Source organism: Streptomyces ovatisporus (genome assembly GCF_042653885.1).
Classification (GTDB): domain Bacteria; phylum Actinomycetota; class Actinomycetes; order Streptomycetales; family Streptomycetaceae; genus Streptomyces; species Streptomyces ovatisporus.
In genome coordinates, this window is the sequence record NZ_JBHSFH010000007.1 from 176,614 (window position 1) to 195,227 (window position 18,614).

The 18,614-nt window shown below is 72.7% G+C and carries 15 protein-coding genes; 6 read left to right on the forward strand and 9 right to left on the reverse strand.

Annotated elements, in window-relative coordinates:
* The first annotated feature begins 100 nt into the window (after nt 1–100).
* Genes ACFPA8_RS14595 through ACFPA8_RS14605 form a run of 3 tightly spaced genes read left to right on the forward strand, consistent with a single transcriptional unit; the run spans nt 101 to nt 1,523 of the window.
* A complete protein-coding gene (locus ACFPA8_RS14595; RefSeq protein ID WP_386448046.1) occupies nt 101–265 on the forward strand; it encodes a hypothetical protein in 165 nt (54 codons plus the stop codon).
* Entirely contained in the window at nt 262–819 is a 558-nt protein-coding gene (locus ACFPA8_RS14600) for an RNA polymerase sigma factor (protein WP_386448049.1), read from the forward strand. The genes ACFPA8_RS14595 and ACFPA8_RS14600 overlap by 4 nt, the downstream gene beginning before the upstream one ends.
* The gene (locus tag ACFPA8_RS14605; RefSeq protein ID WP_386448051.1) at nt 816–1,523 is read left to right on the forward strand and encodes a hypothetical protein; all 708 of its coding nucleotides are present in this window, start codon (nt 816–818) and stop codon (nt 1,521–1,523) included. Before ACFPA8_RS14600 ends, ACFPA8_RS14605 begins: the two co-directional genes overlap by 4 nt.
* 494 nt (nt 1,524–2,017) lie before the next feature.
* Here ACFPA8_RS14605 and ACFPA8_RS14610 read toward each other — a convergent pair whose 3' ends face one another.
* Entirely contained in the window at nt 2,018–4,744 is a 2,727-nt protein-coding gene (locus tag ACFPA8_RS14610) for an SAM-dependent methyltransferase (RefSeq protein ID WP_386448054.1), read from the reverse strand.
* A 200-nt stretch (nt 4,745–4,944) separates the two neighbouring features.
* Nucleotides 4,945–5,484, reverse strand: a complete 540-nt coding sequence (locus ACFPA8_RS14615; protein ID WP_386448057.1) for a DUF488 domain-containing protein — start codon at nt 5,482–5,484, stop codon at nt 4,945–4,947.
* A 226-nt stretch (nt 5,485–5,710) separates the two neighbouring features.
* Here ACFPA8_RS14615 and ACFPA8_RS14620 point away from each other — a divergent pair, with 226 nt between their 5' ends.
* Nucleotides 5,711–6,181 carry a TraR/DksA family transcriptional regulator gene (locus ACFPA8_RS14620; RefSeq protein ID WP_386448060.1) on the forward strand — a complete coding sequence of 157 codons (471 nt, stop codon included), beginning with the start codon at nt 5,711–5,713 and terminating at the stop codon, nt 6,179–6,181.
* A 237-nt stretch (nt 6,182–6,418) separates the two neighbouring features.
* Nucleotides 6,419–7,684, forward strand: a complete 1,266-nt coding sequence (locus ACFPA8_RS14625; protein ID WP_386448062.1) for a PP2C family protein-serine/threonine phosphatase — start codon at nt 6,419–6,421, stop codon at nt 7,682–7,684.
* Nucleotides 7,685–7,796: 112 nt separating this feature from the next.
* Here ACFPA8_RS14625 and ACFPA8_RS14630 read toward each other — a convergent pair whose 3' ends face one another.
* The 4 genes from ACFPA8_RS14630 to ACFPA8_RS14645 form a co-directional block, all read right to left on the reverse strand.
* Nucleotides 7,797–8,744 carry an alpha/beta hydrolase family protein gene (locus tag ACFPA8_RS14630; RefSeq protein WP_386448065.1) on the reverse strand — a complete coding sequence of 316 codons (948 nt, stop codon included), beginning with the start codon at nt 8,742–8,744 and terminating at the stop codon, nt 7,797–7,799.
* Between the two features lie 93 nt (nt 8,745–8,837).
* The gene (locus tag ACFPA8_RS14635) at nt 8,838–11,300 is read right to left on the reverse strand and encodes an alpha-amylase family glycosyl hydrolase (RefSeq protein WP_386448068.1); all 2,463 of its coding nucleotides are present in this window, start codon (nt 11,298–11,300) and stop codon (nt 8,838–8,840) included.
* A gap of 259 nt (nt 11,301–11,559) precedes the next feature.
* Nucleotides 11,560–12,141: a class I SAM-dependent methyltransferase gene (locus ACFPA8_RS14640; protein ID WP_386448071.1), complete on the reverse strand. Its 582-nt coding sequence runs from the start codon at nt 12,139–12,141 to the stop codon at nt 11,560–11,562.
* A gap of 188 nt (nt 12,142–12,329) precedes the next feature.
* Nucleotides 12,330–13,391, reverse strand: a complete 1,062-nt coding sequence (locus tag ACFPA8_RS14645) for a hypothetical protein (RefSeq protein WP_386448074.1) — start codon at nt 13,389–13,391, stop codon at nt 12,330–12,332.
* Nucleotides 13,392–13,576: 185 nt separating this feature from the next.
* Between ACFPA8_RS14645 and ACFPA8_RS14650 the strand changes: the two genes are divergently transcribed.
* Nucleotides 13,577–15,457 (forward strand): S9 family peptidase, encoded by a 1,881-nt coding sequence (locus ACFPA8_RS14650; RefSeq protein WP_386448077.1) that lies wholly within the window; start codon nt 13,577–13,579, stop codon nt 15,455–15,457.
* Here ACFPA8_RS14650 and ACFPA8_RS14655 read toward each other — a convergent pair.
* From ACFPA8_RS14655 to ACFPA8_RS14665, 3 genes are all read right to left on the reverse strand, one after another.
* Complete coding sequence (locus tag ACFPA8_RS14655; protein ID WP_386448080.1) at nt 15,360–16,271, reverse strand: SURF1 family protein; 912 nt, start codon at nt 16,269–16,271, stop codon at nt 15,360–15,362. The two genes, ACFPA8_RS14650 and ACFPA8_RS14655, sit on opposite strands and share 98 nt — an antisense overlap.
* A 139-nt stretch (nt 16,272–16,410) precedes the next feature.
* Entirely contained in the window at nt 16,411–18,495 is a 2,085-nt protein-coding gene (locus ACFPA8_RS14660; RefSeq protein WP_386448082.1) for a hypothetical protein, read from the reverse strand.
* On the reverse strand, nt 18,492–18,614 hold a 123-nt coding region (locus ACFPA8_RS14665), incomplete at its 5' end, for a sigma factor-like helix-turn-helix DNA-binding protein (protein ID WP_386449444.1). The genes ACFPA8_RS14660 and ACFPA8_RS14665, both read right to left, overlap by 4 nt.

Genomic DNA, 18,614 nt, shown 5'->3' on the forward strand with positions numbered 1-18,614 from the left:
GCCCGGAACGCTTATATGACCAGAGAGCGCAACGACGTGCTCTTCCGAGCGCGCGGGGGTGGCGCTCGCCAGCCACAACTGGAGGGGAACCCCGAGGCCCGTGACGAGCTATCAACTCGCCCAAGACCTACTGCTGGCCACTGTGTGCATCCGCGTCTTCGGAGGTGACGCCGTGGCTCTGCTGCGGCGCATCGCTGCCGCCGGCGTCCGCTTGGGTGTCAACGAGCTGCACCGCGGTGCCAGGCGCGAGGGAGGGGAGCGGTGAGGCAGCAGCGTGGCAGCCGTACCGGCGTGCTCCCCATGACTGAACTCCCGGCAGACTTCCGCGCCTTCCACCAGCTCTACCGCGGCCGCTACATCCAGTGGGCAGAGCTGTACCTCAGGAGCCGGGCCGAGGCGGAGGACGCTGTCGACGACGCCTTCGAGCAGCTCTACATGGCCTGGCCCGCGGTGCTGCAGCAGAAGCATCCCAACGCGTACGCGTGGAAGGTGGTGAAGAACCGCACCATCGACCATGCGCGTGCCCGCGGCCGTCGTCCGACCGTCGTGGACACCGCCGCCTTCGAGGCGGACGCCGTGCGGTTCGCGATCGACCCGATCGGGGAGCTCGAGGAGGTCCTGCCCATCTACCAGGCCATCGAGACGCTGCCCTGCCGGCAGCACGACGTGATCGTCCTGTACTGCCTCGGCTACTCCGCGAAGGACGTCGCCGATCTGCTGGGCATCACCGAGGCGGGGGTACGCTCCACCGCCCGCTTCGCCCGCCGGCGCCTGCAGGAAGCACTCGAAGCAGAAACGACAGGGGGGAAGCGTCGATGACCACTCCTGCAGAACGCGCTCTGTCCAAGGCCCGTCTGCATCCGGTTGCGTACAGCGACGCCGAACTCACCGAGGCCGAAGCACGGTTGACGGCCCGTATCACGCAACGCATGGTCCACGGCGCGCTGCACTTCGACGACCAGATGGAGCCCGCCCGTGCTGCGGCCGTACGGGCGGCCGAGCGTGACTCCATGCCCATGATGGGCTTCTACCGGCAGTTGAAGAGCCTGTGCCAGACCGTCGTGGGCCAGGAGCTGCACAAGCTGCAGACCTTCCTCGCCCACCGGCTCCTCGAACCGGAGGGCGCCCTGGTGCTCGGCTGTGTCCTCTCCCTGGCCGACCGGGAGGACAGCGCCCGCTTCTGGTGGCAGTTCGCCGCCGGAGCGGGCGACAGAGGGGCGGCCTGCTGCCTGTACCTGCACCACATGGCTCTCGGTGAGGGGCAGGAGGCCGAGCTGTGGCGCGGACAGGCCAACGTCGATCACGACGTCTCCGCGACGCCCGTGTTCGCCAACTGCCGGGATCTGTCCGCCGTTCTGCGGCTCCTCGAAGGGCTGCGGGACGGGGTCACCCGCTTCTCCCCCGCGGCGACGGCCGTCATCGCGTACGTGCCGGCCGCTGTCGGATACGTCGACGATGTCGAACTCCCCCTGCCCGACCCGGACTTCCTCCACCGGATCGAGGAACTCACCACGGCCGACTGAGGCGTTCACCGAAGGGCGGAAACCCCCGTCCCCCGGGGCGGGGCGGGGGTGAGGGAGAGGCGAAGAGACGGGCCCGGGGCGGCTGTTGGTGCCCTGGCGGTGTGGCAGCCGCCCCGGGAGGGCAGGCGTACGGACCGGCCCGGCGCCGGGAGCCGGTGCAGAGACTGCCGAGCGCCGATGCCGTTGTGCCGAGGTTCGCGGCACCCGTCACGAGTCGTGCCGCACCCGTCGCAACGGCTCCCCCTTGTCGGCCCGTTGGCCTGTGCCGTTCATGACGCTAGGTGCGGCTCCCCCGGCCCGGTAGGCCGGGGCGTCGTTCTCATCGAAGCGGTGTTCGCGGGGTGTCCGCTTTGCACCGTGCATGTGGGCCACGGTCCGTGCATGTGGGTCACAGGCGGAGCGGCGGGCCCGCGGATGGACGTGCGCGGCCGCGGGTAAGCCGTCCTCCCAGCGCTGTGGACGAGGGGGAGTATCGGTCGTCCCCTTGCGGACCGCTACCCCTTGCGCGCGACGACGGCGTACATGCCCACCTCGGAGTCGAGAGGTGCGGGAGTGCTCGGGTCGGGCCGCCAGCGGGGTGCCGCGACGATGCCGGGGTCGAGGACGTCGAGGCCCGCCACGAGCTGCGCCACACCGTCGCGGCCGGTGAAGTTGACGGTGACGCCGCTGTCGGCCCAGATCCTGGCGGACTCGGGCATGCTGTCGCCGGTGAAGTCGGCGGTGGCGTGCGCGATGACGACACAACTGCCGCTCGCGAGCGGCTCCATGAGGCGGCCGACGATCTCACGGGTACGCGTGCCGTCGAGGAACGACGGGAGAGCGCCGAGCAGGACGCCGACAGGCCGGTCCGGGTCCAGCACGCCCGGGGCCCCGGCAGTCGCGAACAGGCCGGGCAGGGCGAGGAGTTCACCGGGACGGGTGGCGTCGCCCCTCATGCAGGCGGCGCGGCCTTCCGGGGTGCCGGGCTCTTCCCGCAGGGCGTTCGTCCAGTGGGAGAGGACCTGTTCGTCGTTGTCGACCGCGACGTACCGGGCGTGCGGGACGAGCTGCTGCGCGATCACATGCCCGCCGGGAGCCGTGGGGTTGCCGGGCCCGATGTCGAGGAACTGGTCGACCCCCTCGCCCGCCACGGCGCGGAGGGCACGGCCGAGGAAGTTCTGGACGCCGACGGCGCAGGGCCTGGCGGGGAAGACACGCTCGATCCGCCGGGCCACCTCGCTGTCCTCCCTGTACACGGCGTCGCCGCCGAGGAGTTCGTCGTAGACGTTCGCCACGGAGACCCGCTTGAGCCGGTGATCCCCGGCGGAGACGGCCAGCGGGTAGCGCGGTCGCGTGCCGGCCGGCAGGTCCGGCTGCGCGGTGGGGTCGGGCAGCGGCGCGTGGTCCCCGGCGGCCAGCAGTGCGAGGTAGAGCTCGAAGCGGAAGCTTCCCGGCTGGGACAGAGTGAGGGAGCGGGGCGGGAGTTCGGCGGCGAGCTTCTTGATGCGCTCGGCAACCCGGTTACGGCCGACGCCGAGGGCCTCGGCGGTACGGCCCTGGTGCGCCTGGTGCTGGAGCAGCCATGTCCGGAGGAAACTGCGGCTGCCGAGCGTGAGTCCGTGGAAGAGGCGTTCGGCGTGCGTACGCGCGGGGTGCGTGGCCAGCAGGGAACGCAGGGAGGGCACTCCGCCCTCGACGGCGGTGGGCGGGCACTGGGCACGTATCCGGATGGCGATGTAGAGCACGGCGGAGGCGGCGAGGGTGAGCGGTTCCCCGGGGCGCACGACGCCGGCCGTCTCCGCGACCGCACGGAGGCGGCGGCGGGCGGTCCTGCGCTGCGGATCACTTCGGGGGGTGGGCGTGGTGAGGGTGCGCAGGCACTGCTCCAGCAGCCGGCTGAGTCCCGGTGCGTCGTACTTGGCGTCGAGGGGCTTCAGCAGCGCACGCGACCAGTGTTCGGCCTCGGGCGGCAGGGCGTCGGCGAGGGAGGTGCCGAGCCGGCCCACAGCGACACGGTCCAGGCGTCCCCGCGCGGTGAGCAGGGCTCCCGACGCCTGGTCGACTCCCTTTCCGGTCGCGGGCCACGGGACGGGCCGGCTGACACCCGTGGCGCGGCCGGTGACGGACGCGACGAGCGGCTGGAGCCGCTCGACGGCGGTGCTCTCGTCCGCGTCGGGCGACCATGCCTGCCGGAGGACGATGATGCGCCGTTCGTCCTCCGGGTCGCCGACGGTGAGGCAGTCACCGCGCAGTGCGTCCTGGACGGCGGCCGACAGGGGGGCGAGAGGTTCGCCCGGTGCCGCTTCGACGACGCAGACCTGCACCGCGGGCGAGGCGCACAGATCCGGCAGCCCGAGGGACGAGGCGTCGCGTACGGCCAGGGCGGTCTTGCCGTCGAGCAGGTGGCGCAGCACTTGGGCGCGTACGGCGTACTGGCTGGCCAGCAGATCCTGCCGCTGGATGAGGAACTCGGTCTTCTCCACGGCCTTCTCGAGGACCTTGATCACACGTCGTGGCCAGGGAGAGGTCCGCAGCGCGAGGAGGACCTGGGGACGCGGGCTGCTCGATTCGATCCGGTACGCGAGAGCAGCGTGGTGGGCGGTGGTGAACTTCGCCGTGGCCGAGCGTCCGGTCAGCCGGGCCAGGAACTCGCTCTCGCCGTCCAGCGTCTGCTGCTCCGCCGGGGTCAGTCCGCCGCTCGACCGGTCCTGGCGGAGGACGTCCCACGCCCCTGTCCTGGGGTCCTGTTCCAGGAGGACGACGCGGGCGGCGGTCTGTTCCTCCAGCAGGTCCAGCAGTCCGCCCGGTCCGCGCTCCTGGGTGTGGAGCAGGACGGCCTTCCGGGACACGGCCCTCTTCTGTGCCCGGTGGACGCGTGCGGCCTCCGAAAGGAGCCGGTCCAGCCGGGCCTTGAGCTCGGCCGTACCGGGGTCGCCGCGGGCCGGGGCGAGGATGGGCGGGGCGCCCGAGTGGGCGGCCGCGTCGGCCAGTTGCCCGGCCTGGTACCGGGAGGCGAGCACACCTGCCGTCTGCTGATTCGCGAGGGTACGGAGCCGCTCGCGCGGGTCGTGCAGCGGCCACTGCGCGTCGTCCGGTACGACGAGGAGGGTGTTCTCCAGGGCCTCCGCCGGAGCCGTCCAGGTGTCGCCGCACAGCCGCGTCTCGCGGATCTCCGCTCCCCGCGACGGCGTGGTGACCTCCCGGAGCCCGAGAGCGGTCTTCACTTCGTACGGCTCGAGCATCTGATCCCCGGGGAACGTCCGTCGGCGCGCGTCTCTCCGGTGCCGGGGGGGCTTCGAGAGTTCAGGGGAGAGACGCGGTCCCTGCCCGGATCGTACGCCAGGTACGGCGGGCCTGATCCCCCTCGTCCGGCGGCTCCGGTTCCGTTCTCGGCGTCACGGGCCGTGTGCTGTCCGGCGGTTCGCGAACCGACTGCTCGGGGCTACGCGGCGCCGGCCTCGTCGTCGTAGACGAGCAGGCCGTCGTCCCGGACGCGGGCGCCCCGCATCGGGGTGTGCGGGGTCAGGCGACCGTCGTGCATCAGGTGCAGGACCGGGACACCGCGGACGAGCACGGCGAAGTCGGCGATGAGACGGCGGTGGCACCGCCACCAGACGGCCTCGCTGCACATGACGGCCGTCCTCGTCCGGACCGCCTCGGTCAGCAGCCGGTCCGCCGCCGTGACGAACTCGTGGGTGCGGGTGTGGGCGGCGTAGCCCCGGAACGCGCTGTTCTGCCAGACCACGTCGGGTGAGTCGTCCGGCACGTTCCGGAAACCACCGAGCCGCTTCTCCCAGCGGTAGTCGATCCCGTACTCCGGCAGCCACCGCTCCAGCTCGCCGCGGGCGACGTCCGGGTTGTGCCGGCTGCCGGGCGCGGTACGGACATCGACCACGGCTTCGACGCCGGCGCCGCGGAGCAGCGCGGCCAGGGCGTCGCGCGCGGCGGTGCTGTGGCCGAAGGTGACGAGCGGGCGGGGCATCCACCGATGGTCGCCGGAGGCGGGCGCCGCCGCCCGCCGCGGGGGTCCCGGAGTGGGAGCCCGGACCGCTGAACCGGCCCGGACCGCTGAACCGGCGTGAACCGGCGTGAACGGCTGAGGGGGGCGTACACGGACGCACCCGGGCCTGCGGAGTACGCCGGGCGTACCGGGTACGCGGGCCGTGCGGCGGGCAGGGAGCACCGTCGCGCGGACGGGAGGAGGAGCCGTGGGTGACGTGCGGCGCGACGGCCAGGAAGCGCAGGACGGGCAGGACAGGCAGGGCGGGCAGGGCGGGCAGGATGCGGGTCGCGAGCACGACGGGCTCGCACCCGGGGAGCGGGAGGCCGTCGCCACGGAGCTGCTCGCCGAGTCGGAGAGGCTGCGGCTGGAGATCGACGCGGCCGAGGAGGCCGAGGCGCAGCTGCGCGCGGACTGTGCTCTGGACGCCGCCGACGCCGGGGCGGAGAACGTCTCCAGGGAGCAGTTGCGCGACCGGTCGGCGGAGGCACAGGTCCGGCTGGACCGCACCGTCGCCGCACTCGGCCGCCTGCGCGAGGGCACCTTCGGACTCTGCACGGACTGCTCCCGCCCGCTCGGACGCGAGCGCCTTCTGGCGGTGCCGACCGCCGCGCTGTGCCTGGCGTGCCGCCGGCGCCGGGAAGCGGCGGCCGGATCACACTCCCGCGGGGGCGGGTGAACGAGCCGTCAGACGAGGGACTTGGTCATGAAGACGCGGCTCGTGCCCGGAGGTTCACAGGGGACGTCACCGGTTCCGGGTTCTGCATGCGGTCCCCTTCCACCTGCCGGCGGGTTCAAGCAGTACCGGGACGGCGAACCACGTACCGCGGCCGGCTGCCCGGCCGTGCGGAACCCGTCCGCGGGTCCGATGATGAAGTCGGGCGCCGGTCACGGCGGCGGCTGAAGGGATGCGGCGATGTCGAGCGCACGGGACCGTCTGCTGAGCAGGCTGCTGCTCGACAGTCATGTGATGCCGCTGGAGCGGGTGGCGCCGCGGGTCGCCGAACACTCCGAGGACGTGGGCTTCCTCGGAGTCCGGATCTACCTGACGGACGTACAGGAACGCGTGCTGCGTCTGCTGCTCGGACCGGGTCTGGAGGCGGGGCACGACGGTGAGGACTCGGAGCTGCCGGTCGAGGGGACAGTCGCGGGGCGGGCGTTCCAGCACGGGGACGTCGTCCGGGGGACCGGGAGCGGCCGGGACGGCATCCTGTGGTGGGTACCGCTGCTGGACGGCACCGAGCGGCTGGGGGTCCTCCGGGTGCGTACGGCCTCCGACGACCGCGAGACCCGGGCGAGCATGAAGGCCCTGGCCGCGCTCGTGGCGCTCCTCGTCGTCAGCAAGAGGCACTACAGCGACGCCCATGCCCGTCTGGTGCGCAGCGAGTCGATGAACGTACCGGCAGAGATGCAGTGGACCCTCATGCCTCCGCGCACCTACGCCGACGACCGCGTGGTGATCGGCGCCGCGATGGAGCCCGCGTACGAGGTCAGCGGCGACGCCTTCGACTACGCCACGTCGGGCGAGGTCGTCCATCTGGCGATCTACGACGCGATGGGCCACGACACCGCCGCCGGGCTCACGGCGAACCTCGCCATGGCCGCCTGCCGCAGCCGGAGGCGCGAGGGCAAAGGGCTGAGGGAGGTGGCCGAGGAGGTGGACCGTGTGCTGGCCGGCCAGTTCCACGGGGACCGCTTCGCCACTGCCGTTCTGGCCGACCTGGACAGCCGGACCGGTCAGCTGACGTGGGTCAATCACGGCCACTACCAGCCGGTCGTCATCCGTGGAGCGCGGTGGATCACCCAGCTGGAGTGCGCGCCCGGCCCCCCGCTCGGCACCGCCTTCGCCTACTCGGCGGACCTGTGCCGGGAGACCCTTCAGCCCGGCGACCGCATCGTCTTCTACACCGACGGCATCACGGAGGCCCGCAGCCCCACGGGGCAGGAGTTCGGCCTCTCCAACTTCCTGGACTTCCTGATCCGGCAGCACGCGGACGGGCTTCCGGTGCCCGAGACGCTGCGCCGCCTGGTGCGCACGATCCTCGCCCACCACCACGAACACCTGGACGACGACGCCACTGTGCTGCTCGCGGAGTGGAACGGGCCCGGTGCCTACCGGCCCCACGAGGTCGAAGCCCGTGCGGGGCTGCCGCCCAGCCAGAACGCCGGCCTCACGCACTGACCGCTCCGGGTGCGCCTCTCGCCCGGCTGCCCGGCTGCCCGACGCCCTGCCGGTAGCCCGGCCCTGCTAATCGTCCGGCTGCCCGGACCGCCCTGCCAGTAGCCCGGCCCTGCTATTCGTCCGGCTGCTCGTACGGGCAGGTGTCACGGGACTCCACGACACGCTCCTCCCGCGGCGCGGGACAGAGGGCTTCGCCCGACGCTGCGTCGCCCCCGACGAAGTACCTGAACCAGGCGACCATCTGCCGCGAGACCAGCCCGTCCGGCGGCGTCGCCACGAAGTGGTCGCCCTCCAGCTCCAGATAGGCCTTGTCCTTCGCGTCGCTCAGCCCGTCGTAGAAGACCTCGGCGTGGTCGGAGGGCGGCGCGATCTCGTCGGAGCTGCCGCCGATGACGAGGGTCGCGGCCGGGACACCCGACCAGTCGCCCTTCCCGGCGTACGGGGTGAGCGGCACCGCCGCCTTGATCTTCGGGTTGCGCGAGGCCGCGTGGAGGGCTCCTCCGCCGCCCATCGAGTGGCCCAGCACGCCGAGCCGCCCGGGGTCGGCGCGGTCGGCGGCGGCGCTGCGCTCGGCCGCGTAGTCGAGGGCGCGCAGCAGTTGCCGGCCGCGCTGCGCCGGGGTGTCCTGCAGCGTCTTCGTGTTGAACGTGATCAGTACGAACCCGTGTGAGGCGAGCAGTTCACCGAACGGCCTGACCATGGACTCGTCGGCACCCAGTCCCGGGGACGCGGCGATGACGCCGTAGTCACGGCTGCCGTCGGCCGGGTAGTGGACGGTGGCGCTGCCGAAGTCCCCGTCCACGTCGCCCTTCTGGACGCTCTGCGTGCGCACCTCGTACGGACCGTTCCGCGGGCTCTTCCCCGGGCCCGCCGAAGGGTCCTCCGACGGCTGGTCGCTCTGCCCGGCGTCGCGCTCGGCCCGGCTCCCGGAGCCGCTCTCCGACGGGCCGCCCCTTGAGGGCTCCCCGGAGCAGCCGACGGCTGCGGAGAGGGCAGCCGCGGCGAGGAGGGCACAGCCCTGCTTCCGGAACCGGGTCGGGCGGGCGGCGGCTCGTGCCATGCGGACGACCGTACGGAGGGCCGCGCAGCCCGGCAACCCCGGCGGCGCAGGGGCAGCCGGGGAGCCGGGCGGCGCGGAACGGCAGGCGCCGGGCTACTTGGCGATCAGCACGAGCGCCGAACGTCCCTGCACGGAGCGGACGGCGCCCTCTCCGCCGAGCAGCTTCTCGGAGCCGGGAGACGCCACCTGGTCAGGTCCTTCGGCGGCGGCGTCGGTGTCCGTCACGACGTACCACTGCTTGCCCTCTCCCGGGGACGGCAGCGTGAACTCCACGTCCTCCGACCAGCCGTTGTACGCGACGTAGAGGGCGTCGGCCGGATCCCCCAGTTCGGTTCCGTCGACGCGCCATCCCAGAGCGTGCTTGTCCGGGTCGCTCCAGTACGCCTCGTCGGGGGCGCCGCCGGAGGGCGTGTGCCAGCTCAGCTGCGGCATGCCGTTGCCGTTGCCGTCGCTCCCGCTGTAGAAGCCGGACGGCCGCAACGACGGGTGCGCCTTGCGGAAGGCGATCATGCGCTGGGTGAAGGCATGGAACGTCTTCTGGTCGGCATCCGGGCCGTGCTGCAGCCAGTTGGCGTCGGAGTCGAGGTTGTAGGGGTTGTTGTTGCACTTCAAGGAGCGCAGGTGCTCGTCGCCGCCGGTCATCATGGGCGTCCCGGCCGAGAGCATCTGGAAGGCCATTCCGTTGCGGGCCGCCTGGCGTTGGGCTGCCGCGCCGCCGCCCTGGTCCCAGGAGATGTTGTTGTCCGAGCCGCCGTCCGACGGACCGTACGGCCACGCCTGACTGTTGTCCTTGTCGTTGCAGCGGTAGAGGTCGGCGAGCGTGAAACCGTCGTGCGCGACCATGAAGTTGACGGAGTTCCACGGGTGACGTCCGTCGTCGCCGTACAGGTCGGACGATCCGGCGAGGCGGGTGGCGAGCTGCCCGGGCGTGACCTCCTCGCTGCCCAGCCTGTTCTGGTCGCGGCGGAAGGTGTCGCGGAAACGGTCGTTCCATTCGGCCCAGCCCGCGGGGAAGTTGCCGACCTGGTAGGTGCCTTCGCCGAGCGCCCACGGCTCCGCGACGAGGTCGGTGCCGGGGCCGCCCTCCGCGGGGCGCGGTGGCAGGGCTTCGGTGATCCCGCTCAGGGCGGTGCCGGGGTCGTCCCTGTCGTAGCGGAAGCACTCGTGTTCGCAGGTGTTGCCGAGCACCGACGCCAGGTCGAAGCGGAATCCGTCGACTCCCAACGAGTCCTTCCAGTACGCCAGGGAGTCCAGGATGAGCTGACGGCCCGCCGCACCACGAGTGTTGACGTTGCCGCCCACCCCGGTGTTGTCGACCGGGCTCTGCCGGTCGGCGGTCAGCGAGTAGTAGGCGGGATTGTCCAGGCCGCGCTGGGAGAACAGGTTGTAGGTGTTCTTGTCGCTCTCGTCGTGAGGGCCGCCCTCGCCCGCGTGGTTGTAGACGACGTCCGCGAACACCTTGATGCCCGCGTCGTGGAAGGCCCTGACCATCGCCTTGAACTCGCGCGTCGGGCCGCCCGGGCTCCGGTCGGCAGCGTAACGGCGGTCCGGTGCGAAGAAGTTGAGCGTCTCGTAACCCCAGTAGTTGTCCTCGGCGGTGCTTTCGGGGTCGGCGTCGTTGGCGTCGTTCTGGCTCTCCTGGAGCGGCAGGAACTCCACTGCGGTGACGCCCAGTTCGGCGAGTTCCCCGGCCTTGCGGGCCGCGCCCCTGTACGTGCCGCGCTCGTCCTCGGGGACGGAGGCGTCGTTCTTCGTCAGGCCGCGCAGGTGCACCTCGTACAGGACGTCGTCCTTCAGCGCACCGGTCGGCTTCGTGCCCGTGCCGGTGCCGTCCTCGGGCAGCACGATGCCCTTGGGTGCCTGCGGCCCGCTGTCGGCGGTGCGGTGCTGCGGGCCCGTGGCGTATACGTCCTCGGTGTCGTGCCCGGGCGTACGGGGATCGTGGCTGAGCTCGCGGGCGTACGGGTCGAAGAGCAGCTTGTTGGGGTTGAACCGGTTGCCCTCGGCGTCGACGTCGCTGCGGAAGCCGGCGTCGGAACCCTTCGTCCAGGCGTCGTCGTAGGGCCAGTTGGGACCCCAGGCGCGGTAGCCGTAGTGGACGGCGCCGGCGATGCCGTGACTCTGCTCGAGGTCGCCGGCGTCGACGGTGACGGACCAGACGTCGGTGGCGTCGTCCTTCGTGAGCTGCCGGGAGGTCTTCTCCTGGCTGCCCGAGGCCTTGTCGTAGAGGTACACGTCTATGCGGGTGGCCCGGGAGGAGTAGACCTTGAACTCGATGGTCCCCGCCGCCTCGTCGTACGTGGCGCCGAGGCCCTGCGCGGCGCGGCCCTGCGCGGCGGCGCCTTCCGCCGCAGCGCCTTTCGCGGCGGGGGCCGCCGCCGGAAGGGAGCCGGCGGACGGTGCGGTGGGGGCACCCCGTTCCGCCGGGGCGGAGGCGGCCGGTGCGGCGGCTCCCGCACCGGCGGGCAGGGCGAGCGCCGCGCACAGCACGGCGGCGAACGCCGCTCTGCCTTTCGGGTACTTGAGGGTTCTGCGTGGGGGCATGCGCGTAGGCACGGCGGCTCCTTCACGTCCGTCGGTGTCGCTCGGGCCGCACGCGCCGGCAGCCGCTTGCGCTGCGGACCGTCGCCACCGGTTTCAGGCGCCGGTGAGGACCTGCCCACAGCTTGTTGCAAGAACTTGCTGAAAGTATCGACAGCGCGGAGACCTGTCCACCCCTCGGACAAAAGGAAGCTGACGGGCCGTGGACACGGGGGCGGGGCGGGGTCCCGTACCGCCGGACCCGCCGGACCCGCCGGACCCGCGCGGCCCGTCGTCAGGAGTCCGCCGGCCGCCGTCCGCGGAAGCGCAGGCCGCCGCTCTCCGGGTGCCGGTCGACCGAGACGTCCGCGAACCCCGCCGCCGCGAGCCGTCCCGGAAGCTCCCCAGGAGCAAGGGTGTTCATGGTGTCCCCGATGTGCAGCAGCCGGAACCGGAGGTTCGGCTGACTGTCACTGCCCGCGAAGACACCGCCGGGGCGCAGCACGCGGAACGCCTCGCGGAAGATCTGGTCCTGGGTCGCCTTCGCGGGGACGTGGTGCAGCATCGTGAAGCACACGACCGACGAGAACGCGGCGTCCGGGAGCGGCAGCGCCGAGGCGTCGGCGTGCAGGATGCGCGCGCGGTCGCCCCAGCTCTCCTCCAGCAGCCGCGCGGTGCCCTCGTCGATCTCCACAGCGGTGAGGCTGGGGACCTGTTCGACGAGGACGCGCAGGTTCGCGCCGTAACCGGAGCCCAACTCCAGTACGTCCTCGCCCAGTTCGACGTCCTCCAGCGCCCAGGGCAGCAGGCGTTCGCGCACGCCGCGGGCCCACTTCTCGGAGCTGCACAGTCTGCGATGTGCTCGGTTCATCGGCATGTGCAGACGCTACGGGGGCGTACGGGATGTCCGCTACGTCCGGGGCCGCGATCCGGCGGACGGCTCCCGGTGGCCGTCCGCCGCGACGACGGCCACGGTGGGCGCTTCACGGACCCCGGTGCGGCCACGCCGTCGAGCTCATCACCGTGCCGTACGGCGGCCGGACGTCGTACGGCACGCGTGCCGCCCTACTCGTACACCACGTACTCCGGTGCCGGGCGGAGCGCGAGCACCTCTTCGGGCTTCATCAGCCGGCTGCCCTCGGTGTCCTCCTCGTAGAAGAGCTTGAAGCCGGTGTGCAGGTCCTCCGGCATGCCGTCGACGAGCTGCCGCCAGGTCGCGCGCTTGAGGTCCGGGGAGCCGATCCCGTCCGCGCACTTGATCACGGGGACGCCGTCCACCGGCCTGAGGACCTTCTCGTCGCTGACGACCGAGGTGGAGACCTGATGGAAGACGAGCGGCTTGTGCGGCAGGTCGTGCTCCTCGACCAGACCCGCCAAGTAGTCGGCGACGTCGTTGAGTTCCTTCCCGCTCGTACGCCCGTAGGTCTCGCCGGGTATCTGGCCGGACCCCATGTCCCACTCCGGGTCGAGGGCCACGCCCACGTCGGGGTGGACGAGCCAGTCGTGCAGCGCCTTCACCTCGTCCAGTGCCGCGGCGCGTCCCGGCTGGACGTTCAGGAGCAGCAACGCCTCGTGCTCCCCGGCCAGTTCGTGGAAGCGGCGGAGGGTCTTCTCCGGTGTCCTGGTGCGGTACTTGCCGTCCGGGCCCGGCGTGGGGTTGGCGACTGTCGCCAACAGCTCCAGGACGGGCAGGACTTCGCGCCCGTCGTCGAAGTCGCGCGCCTTCTTCTCCAACTCGCGTATCCGCCCGTCCGGGTCGCCGCTGCCCAGCCGTCCCAGCGCGGCGGCGCCGGGCAGGCCGCAGTACCCGACCATGCGGTAGCGGGGGAACAACTCGCGGCCGCCGCGCGGCAGTTGCGGCCGGCGCCTGGTCCTGCGCGGGGACGGCGACGTCGCCCCGCTGCTCCGGCCTCCGGAGCCCGCTCCGGGCTCGGAGCCGGACCTGGCGGACGACGTCGAGGAAGTGCCGCAACCCGTGCCGCCGAACAGAGCCAGGCCCGCCGCCGCCGAAGCGGCGAGCATCCCGCGCCGGCTCGCCCCGGCCGTACGGGACCGCTGCTGCGCCGTCCCCCCGGAGCGCTCCGCCTGTCCCTGCCGTGCCGTGGGCCGTCCCGATGTTCCCGTCATCTCACACCCTCCGTCCGCCGGTACGTGCACGCTGCCCCGTAGCCGTGCGCTTGTCCTCGACGCCCGCTGCCGAAACGGCTCCGGTGCCCGCCCGCGCAGCGCCCGCACGGGCCGTTCACTCACGGCGCATCCCTCTCTCCACCCCTCCCTCCGTCCAGCGCCTCGCCCGGCGCGAGAATGGGCCCATGACGCAGAACACGGATGCCAGGCCGGAGAGTGCCGTCCCGGACTGGGAGAAGCGCTTCCGGGCGCCGCGGGTCTCGTTGCCCGAATGGGCCGAGGACGCCCCCGACCGCTCGCTGTACATCTCCAACGTGACAGGGACGTTCGAGCTCTACGCGTGGGACCGCGCCACGGACGAGCACCGGCAGGCCACGGACCGGCCGAACGGCACCACCGACGGGACGCTCACGCCCGACGGGGAGGAGATCTGGTGGTTCTCCGACACCGACGGTGACGAGTTCGGCGTGTGGATGCGGCAGCCGTTCAAGGGCGGCGAGGACGAGGTCGCCGTCCCCGGCCTCGAACCGTCCTTCCCCGCCGGGCTGGCCATCGGACGGGACGGAACGGCCGTCGTCGGCCGCTCCACCGACGAGGACGGCACGACGATCCACCTCGCACGCCCCGGCAAGGAGCCGGTCGAGATCTACCGCCACCGCGAATCCGCCGGAGTGGGCGGGCTCTCGCACGACGGGACGCTGCTCGTCGTCGAGCACACCGAACACGGCGACGCCATGCACTCCGCGCTGCGCGTGGTCCGGCCGGACGACGGCAGCACCGTCGCCGAACTCGACGACAGCGAGGGCGGGACGAAGGAACTCGGCCTGACCGTCCTCGGGTTCGCGCCCGTCGCGGGCGACCAGCGCCTGCTCATCGCGCACCAGCGCAGGGGCCGCTGGGAGCCGGTCATCTGGGAACCGCTCACGGGCACCACGACGGACCTGTCGATCGACCTGCCGGGCGACGTGAGCGCCGACTGGTATCCCGACGGCGAGGCCCTGCTGATCGCCCACAGCCACCAGGCACGCAGCGACCTCTGGCGGTACGAGATCGCCACGGAGACGCTGAGCCGGATCGAGACGCCCCCCGGCTCCGTGTCCGACGCGACGGCGCGGCCCGTCCCGGCGTCCCACGGGAGCGGAACAGCGGGCGCAGGCGTCGAATACCTGTGGTCCTCGGCGGCCGAACCGCCGCGCGTACGGTCCGCCTCCGGAAGCGTCGTCCTCGATCCCCCCGGCATGCAGGCACCTCCGTCCGTCCCCGTCGAGGACGCCTGGGTCGAGGGGCCCGGCGGGACGATCCACGCCCTCGTGCAGAAGCCCGCGGGCGAGGGCCCCTTCCCCACCGTCTTCGACGTGCACGGCGGCCCCACCTGGCACGACAGCGACACCTTCGCCGGGCAGCCCGCCGCGTGGGTCGACCACGGTTTCGCCGTCGTACGCGTCAACTACCGCGGCTCCACCGGCTACGGACGTGAATGGACCGACGCCCTGAAGCACCGCGTCGGCCTGATCGAGCTGGAGGACATCGCAGCGGTGCGGGAGTGGGCGGTGAGCTCGGGCCTCGCCGACCCCGAACGGCTCGTACTGGGCGGCGGTTCCTGGGGCGGCTACCTCACGCTCCTCGGCCTGGGCACCCAGCCCGACGCGTGGGCGCTGGGCCTGGCCGCCGTCCCCGTTGCCGACTACGTGACCGCCTACCACGACGAGATGGAGGCGCTGAAGTCGATGGACCGCACGCTGCTCGGCGGCTCGCCCGAGGAGGTCCCCGAGCGGTTCGAGGCGTCGTCACCCATCACGTACGTCGACCGGGTCCGCGTACCCGTCTACATCTCGGCCGGGGTCAACGACCCGCGCTGCCCCATCCGGCAGGTGGAGAACTACGTGCGGCGGCTGGAGGAGCGCGACATCCCGCACGAGGTCTACCGCTACGACGCCGGGCACGGCTCGCTCGTCGTGGAGGAACGGATCAAGCAGTTGAGGCTGGAGATCGACTTTGCTCTCCGGCATCTCCCGGGCCCGAAGGGCCAGGAAGGTCCGCGGGACCGCCGGCAGGCTCCGGCATGAGGCCGAGCGCCGCGTCCTTCGCCAGCTCCACGTCCCGGCGGAACAGCCGGAACCACATGAAGAGCACGAAACCCGCGAAGACGAACCACTCGGCCGTGTAGCCGAGGTTCTGGAACGCCTTCATGTCGAGGCCGGTGTTGTCGGGCTGAACCGGCGGCACCGGCCTCAACTGCGAACCGGCGGGCGGCCGTTGCACGGTGATCCACGCGTCGTGCACGTCGTACGGCACCACGTTGACCAGGGAAGCCGCGCTGATGATGCCGAGCTGGCCGTCCGGGAGACCGCCGGCGGCGTGCACACCCGGACTGCCCTGCGACTCCGAGGCCTGCAGCGCACCGGTGACCTCGACCTCGCCGCGGGGTGGGGCGGGCACCCGGTCCGGGTCGGCTTCTCCGGGGAGCCAGCCCCGTACGACGGGCAGCGCCTTGCCGGAGCCGCCCTTGTCCTGGCCGTCCTCGCCGGAGCCCTCGCCGGCGTCCTCGCCGGCGTCCGTGCGCAGCAGCGACAGCACGTAGAAGCCCTGCTCGCCGTCCAGCGTCCGGTCCGGTACGAGCAGCGGGTGCCGGGTGTCGAAGCGGCCGGTGACCTCGGCGGTACGTCCGCTGGTCTCCGCATCGACGGGCAGCAGCCGCGACAGCGGCGCCGGCTGGGCCCGAGCCGCCCCGGACGCCGCCTTCCGGTGCTCCTGATGGCTGTCGACGCGCGCCTCGAAGCGCGACAGCTGCCAGCTGCCCATGAACAGGCAGAACGGAATCGCCAGCACTGCGAAAAGGTTGATCCCCCACCAGCGCGGGGTCAGCAGGAACCGGTACACGCCCCCAACGGTACGGGGCGCGTCCGTACCGCCGTGCGTGGGGCGGGCCGGCTCCCGCACCGCGGGCCCGCAGCGGTCAGGGTCCCGCGGTGCGGGCAGCCCGGGTCCCGCGGTGCGGGCAGGAGGCAGGCCGGCCGTGCTACTCGGCGGCCAGCACTCCCGTGCGGTAGATCGTGCCCGCGCAGGCGCCCTTGAGCTCGGTGTCCGCGGCGGCCGGGTCGCCCACGTCCGGGGTGTGCGTCAGTACGACGCTGGCGTCCTCGCCTCCGCCGCCGCTGTCGCCACCGCCCGTGGCGGGGTCCCCGGAGCCACCGGAGCTGCCGTCGCCTCCGTTGCCGCCGTTCCCGTTGGCGTTGCCGCCGTCGTCGTCTCCGCCCGTGCTGCCGTTGTTGCCGCCCTGGGTGCCACCGGGGCCCTCGCCCTCCGCGGACTTCGGGCTCGGCGAACTGCTGGGGCACTCCTCCGGGACCCAGGCGAACCTCACCAGGTACGCCTCCCCTGGTCTCAGCACCAGCTGGTCGGGCGCCTCGTCCGGGTCGGGAAGACCCTCCGCCTCGTCGCCCGGCGTGTGGTCGAGGACGTTTATGCGGTCGACGTCCGCCGCACCCTGTGCGGACGCGCCGACGACTCCCTCCCCCTCGACCGTGCAGGCGTCGGACGAGGTGTTGACCACGCGGAAACTGCCGTAGACCTTGCCCTCGCTGTCCGGGCTGCCCGCGGACGCCGACCCCTCACCGAGCTGGTTGCGGCCGCAGCTGGGCGCACTCGTCGCCAGGGTGTCGTTCGGGTCCGCGCCGCCGGACGCCTTGCCCGCCGAGGGTGACGGAGACGCGGGACCGTCGCCGTGGCCGCCCTTGCCGCCGCTCTGGCCGGAGCCGCCGGCAGCGCTGCCGGGCCCCTGGGAGTTGCCTCCGCCGTCCAGGCCGCCGGAGTTCTGAGCCTGCTCGTGGCTGTCACCGGCGTTGACGGAGTGGCCGTCGGGGATGCCCGGCATGAGCCCCGTCGTCATCAGCGCGGGCACGCCCACACCGGCGAGTACGACGGCGGCTGCCGCACCGGCGAGGGCGCGGCGGCGGTGTGCCCGGCGCGCGGGAATCGCGTGCCGCAGGTAGGTGAGCGACTGGGGAGAGGGCTCGATGCCGCTGACGCTCTCGCGCAGCATCCGGCGGAGCATCTCCTCGGCGTCGTCGCCGTCGCCGTCGTCGTCGGCGCCGCCGCCACCTTCTCCGCCTCCACCGCCTCCACCGCCGCTGCCGCCGCCGCGACCACCGCCGTCACTGCCGTCGTGGCCGTCACGGCCCGTGCCACCGGCGGAAGCCGACGGCCCGTCCGCCGACGGCGCCGGGGGCGCGCCCGTCCCCGCGGTACCCGGCAGCAGCTGGTCGGGCTGCTCTGCTTCTGATCCGGCGGGCTCGTAACTGCCGGTGATGTGGTCGGACTCGGTCGTTCTGTCCGGGGCTTCTGCTCTGTTCTGCCGGTTGGAGTGCATGGCTGTACCCACGTCTCGGCCCGCGTCCGGCCCTGCGGGGGCGGTTCGCGGAGCGTCGGCGAGGTCCGGTGGGCGCGGAACGTCCGGCTTGTCGGGGGAGCTGGGGCCGTCAGGCGCGCCGGGGACCTCGGTCGGTTCGGTGACGCCCGGCAGGTCCGGGGCGTCGTCGATCTGGGGAGACTCCGGGATCTCGGGGCGGTCGTGGATGCCGGGGGTCTCGGGCATCTCCGGGGGTTCCGGGATCTCGGGCATGTCAGGAATCTCAGGGGCCGCGGGGATGTCCGGCGTCGGCGGAATCCCCGGACTGTCCAGGATGTGGGGCGCATCCGGGATCTCGGGCGTCTCACCCGGCCCGGCCACGTCCGGTACCTCCGGAACCTCGGGCAGGTCCGGCAGGTCGGGGGCCTCGGGCGCACGGTGCGGCGGCAGTTCGGGACTGTCCGGGATGCCGGGCGCGTCCGGGGCGTGCGGGGTCTCCGGCGCGTGGGGGCCCGCGGGCCCTTCGGGCTCCTCCGGGTCGTCCTCGTGCGCCCCGCGGGCCTCGCTCGGCGCGCCGGTACCGCTCAGCTCATGCGTGCCTTCCAGCTCGCACGTCCCGTCCAGCTCGCGCGTCCCGTCCAGCTCAAGGGTCCGGACGGGTTCGCCCGTCCGGCAGGCCCCCCGGTTCCGGCTCCGCAGTCCGGCTCCCCCGAAGCTCTCGCGTACGCGCAGGACTTCCCTGCCGTACGCACTCACGAGGCGGCCTCCATCGCGACGCGAAGAGCCGCGATCCCGCGCGAACCGTACGCCTTCACCGAGCCCAGGGAGAGCCCCAGCACCTCGGCGACCTGCGCCTCCGTCATGTCCGCGAAGTA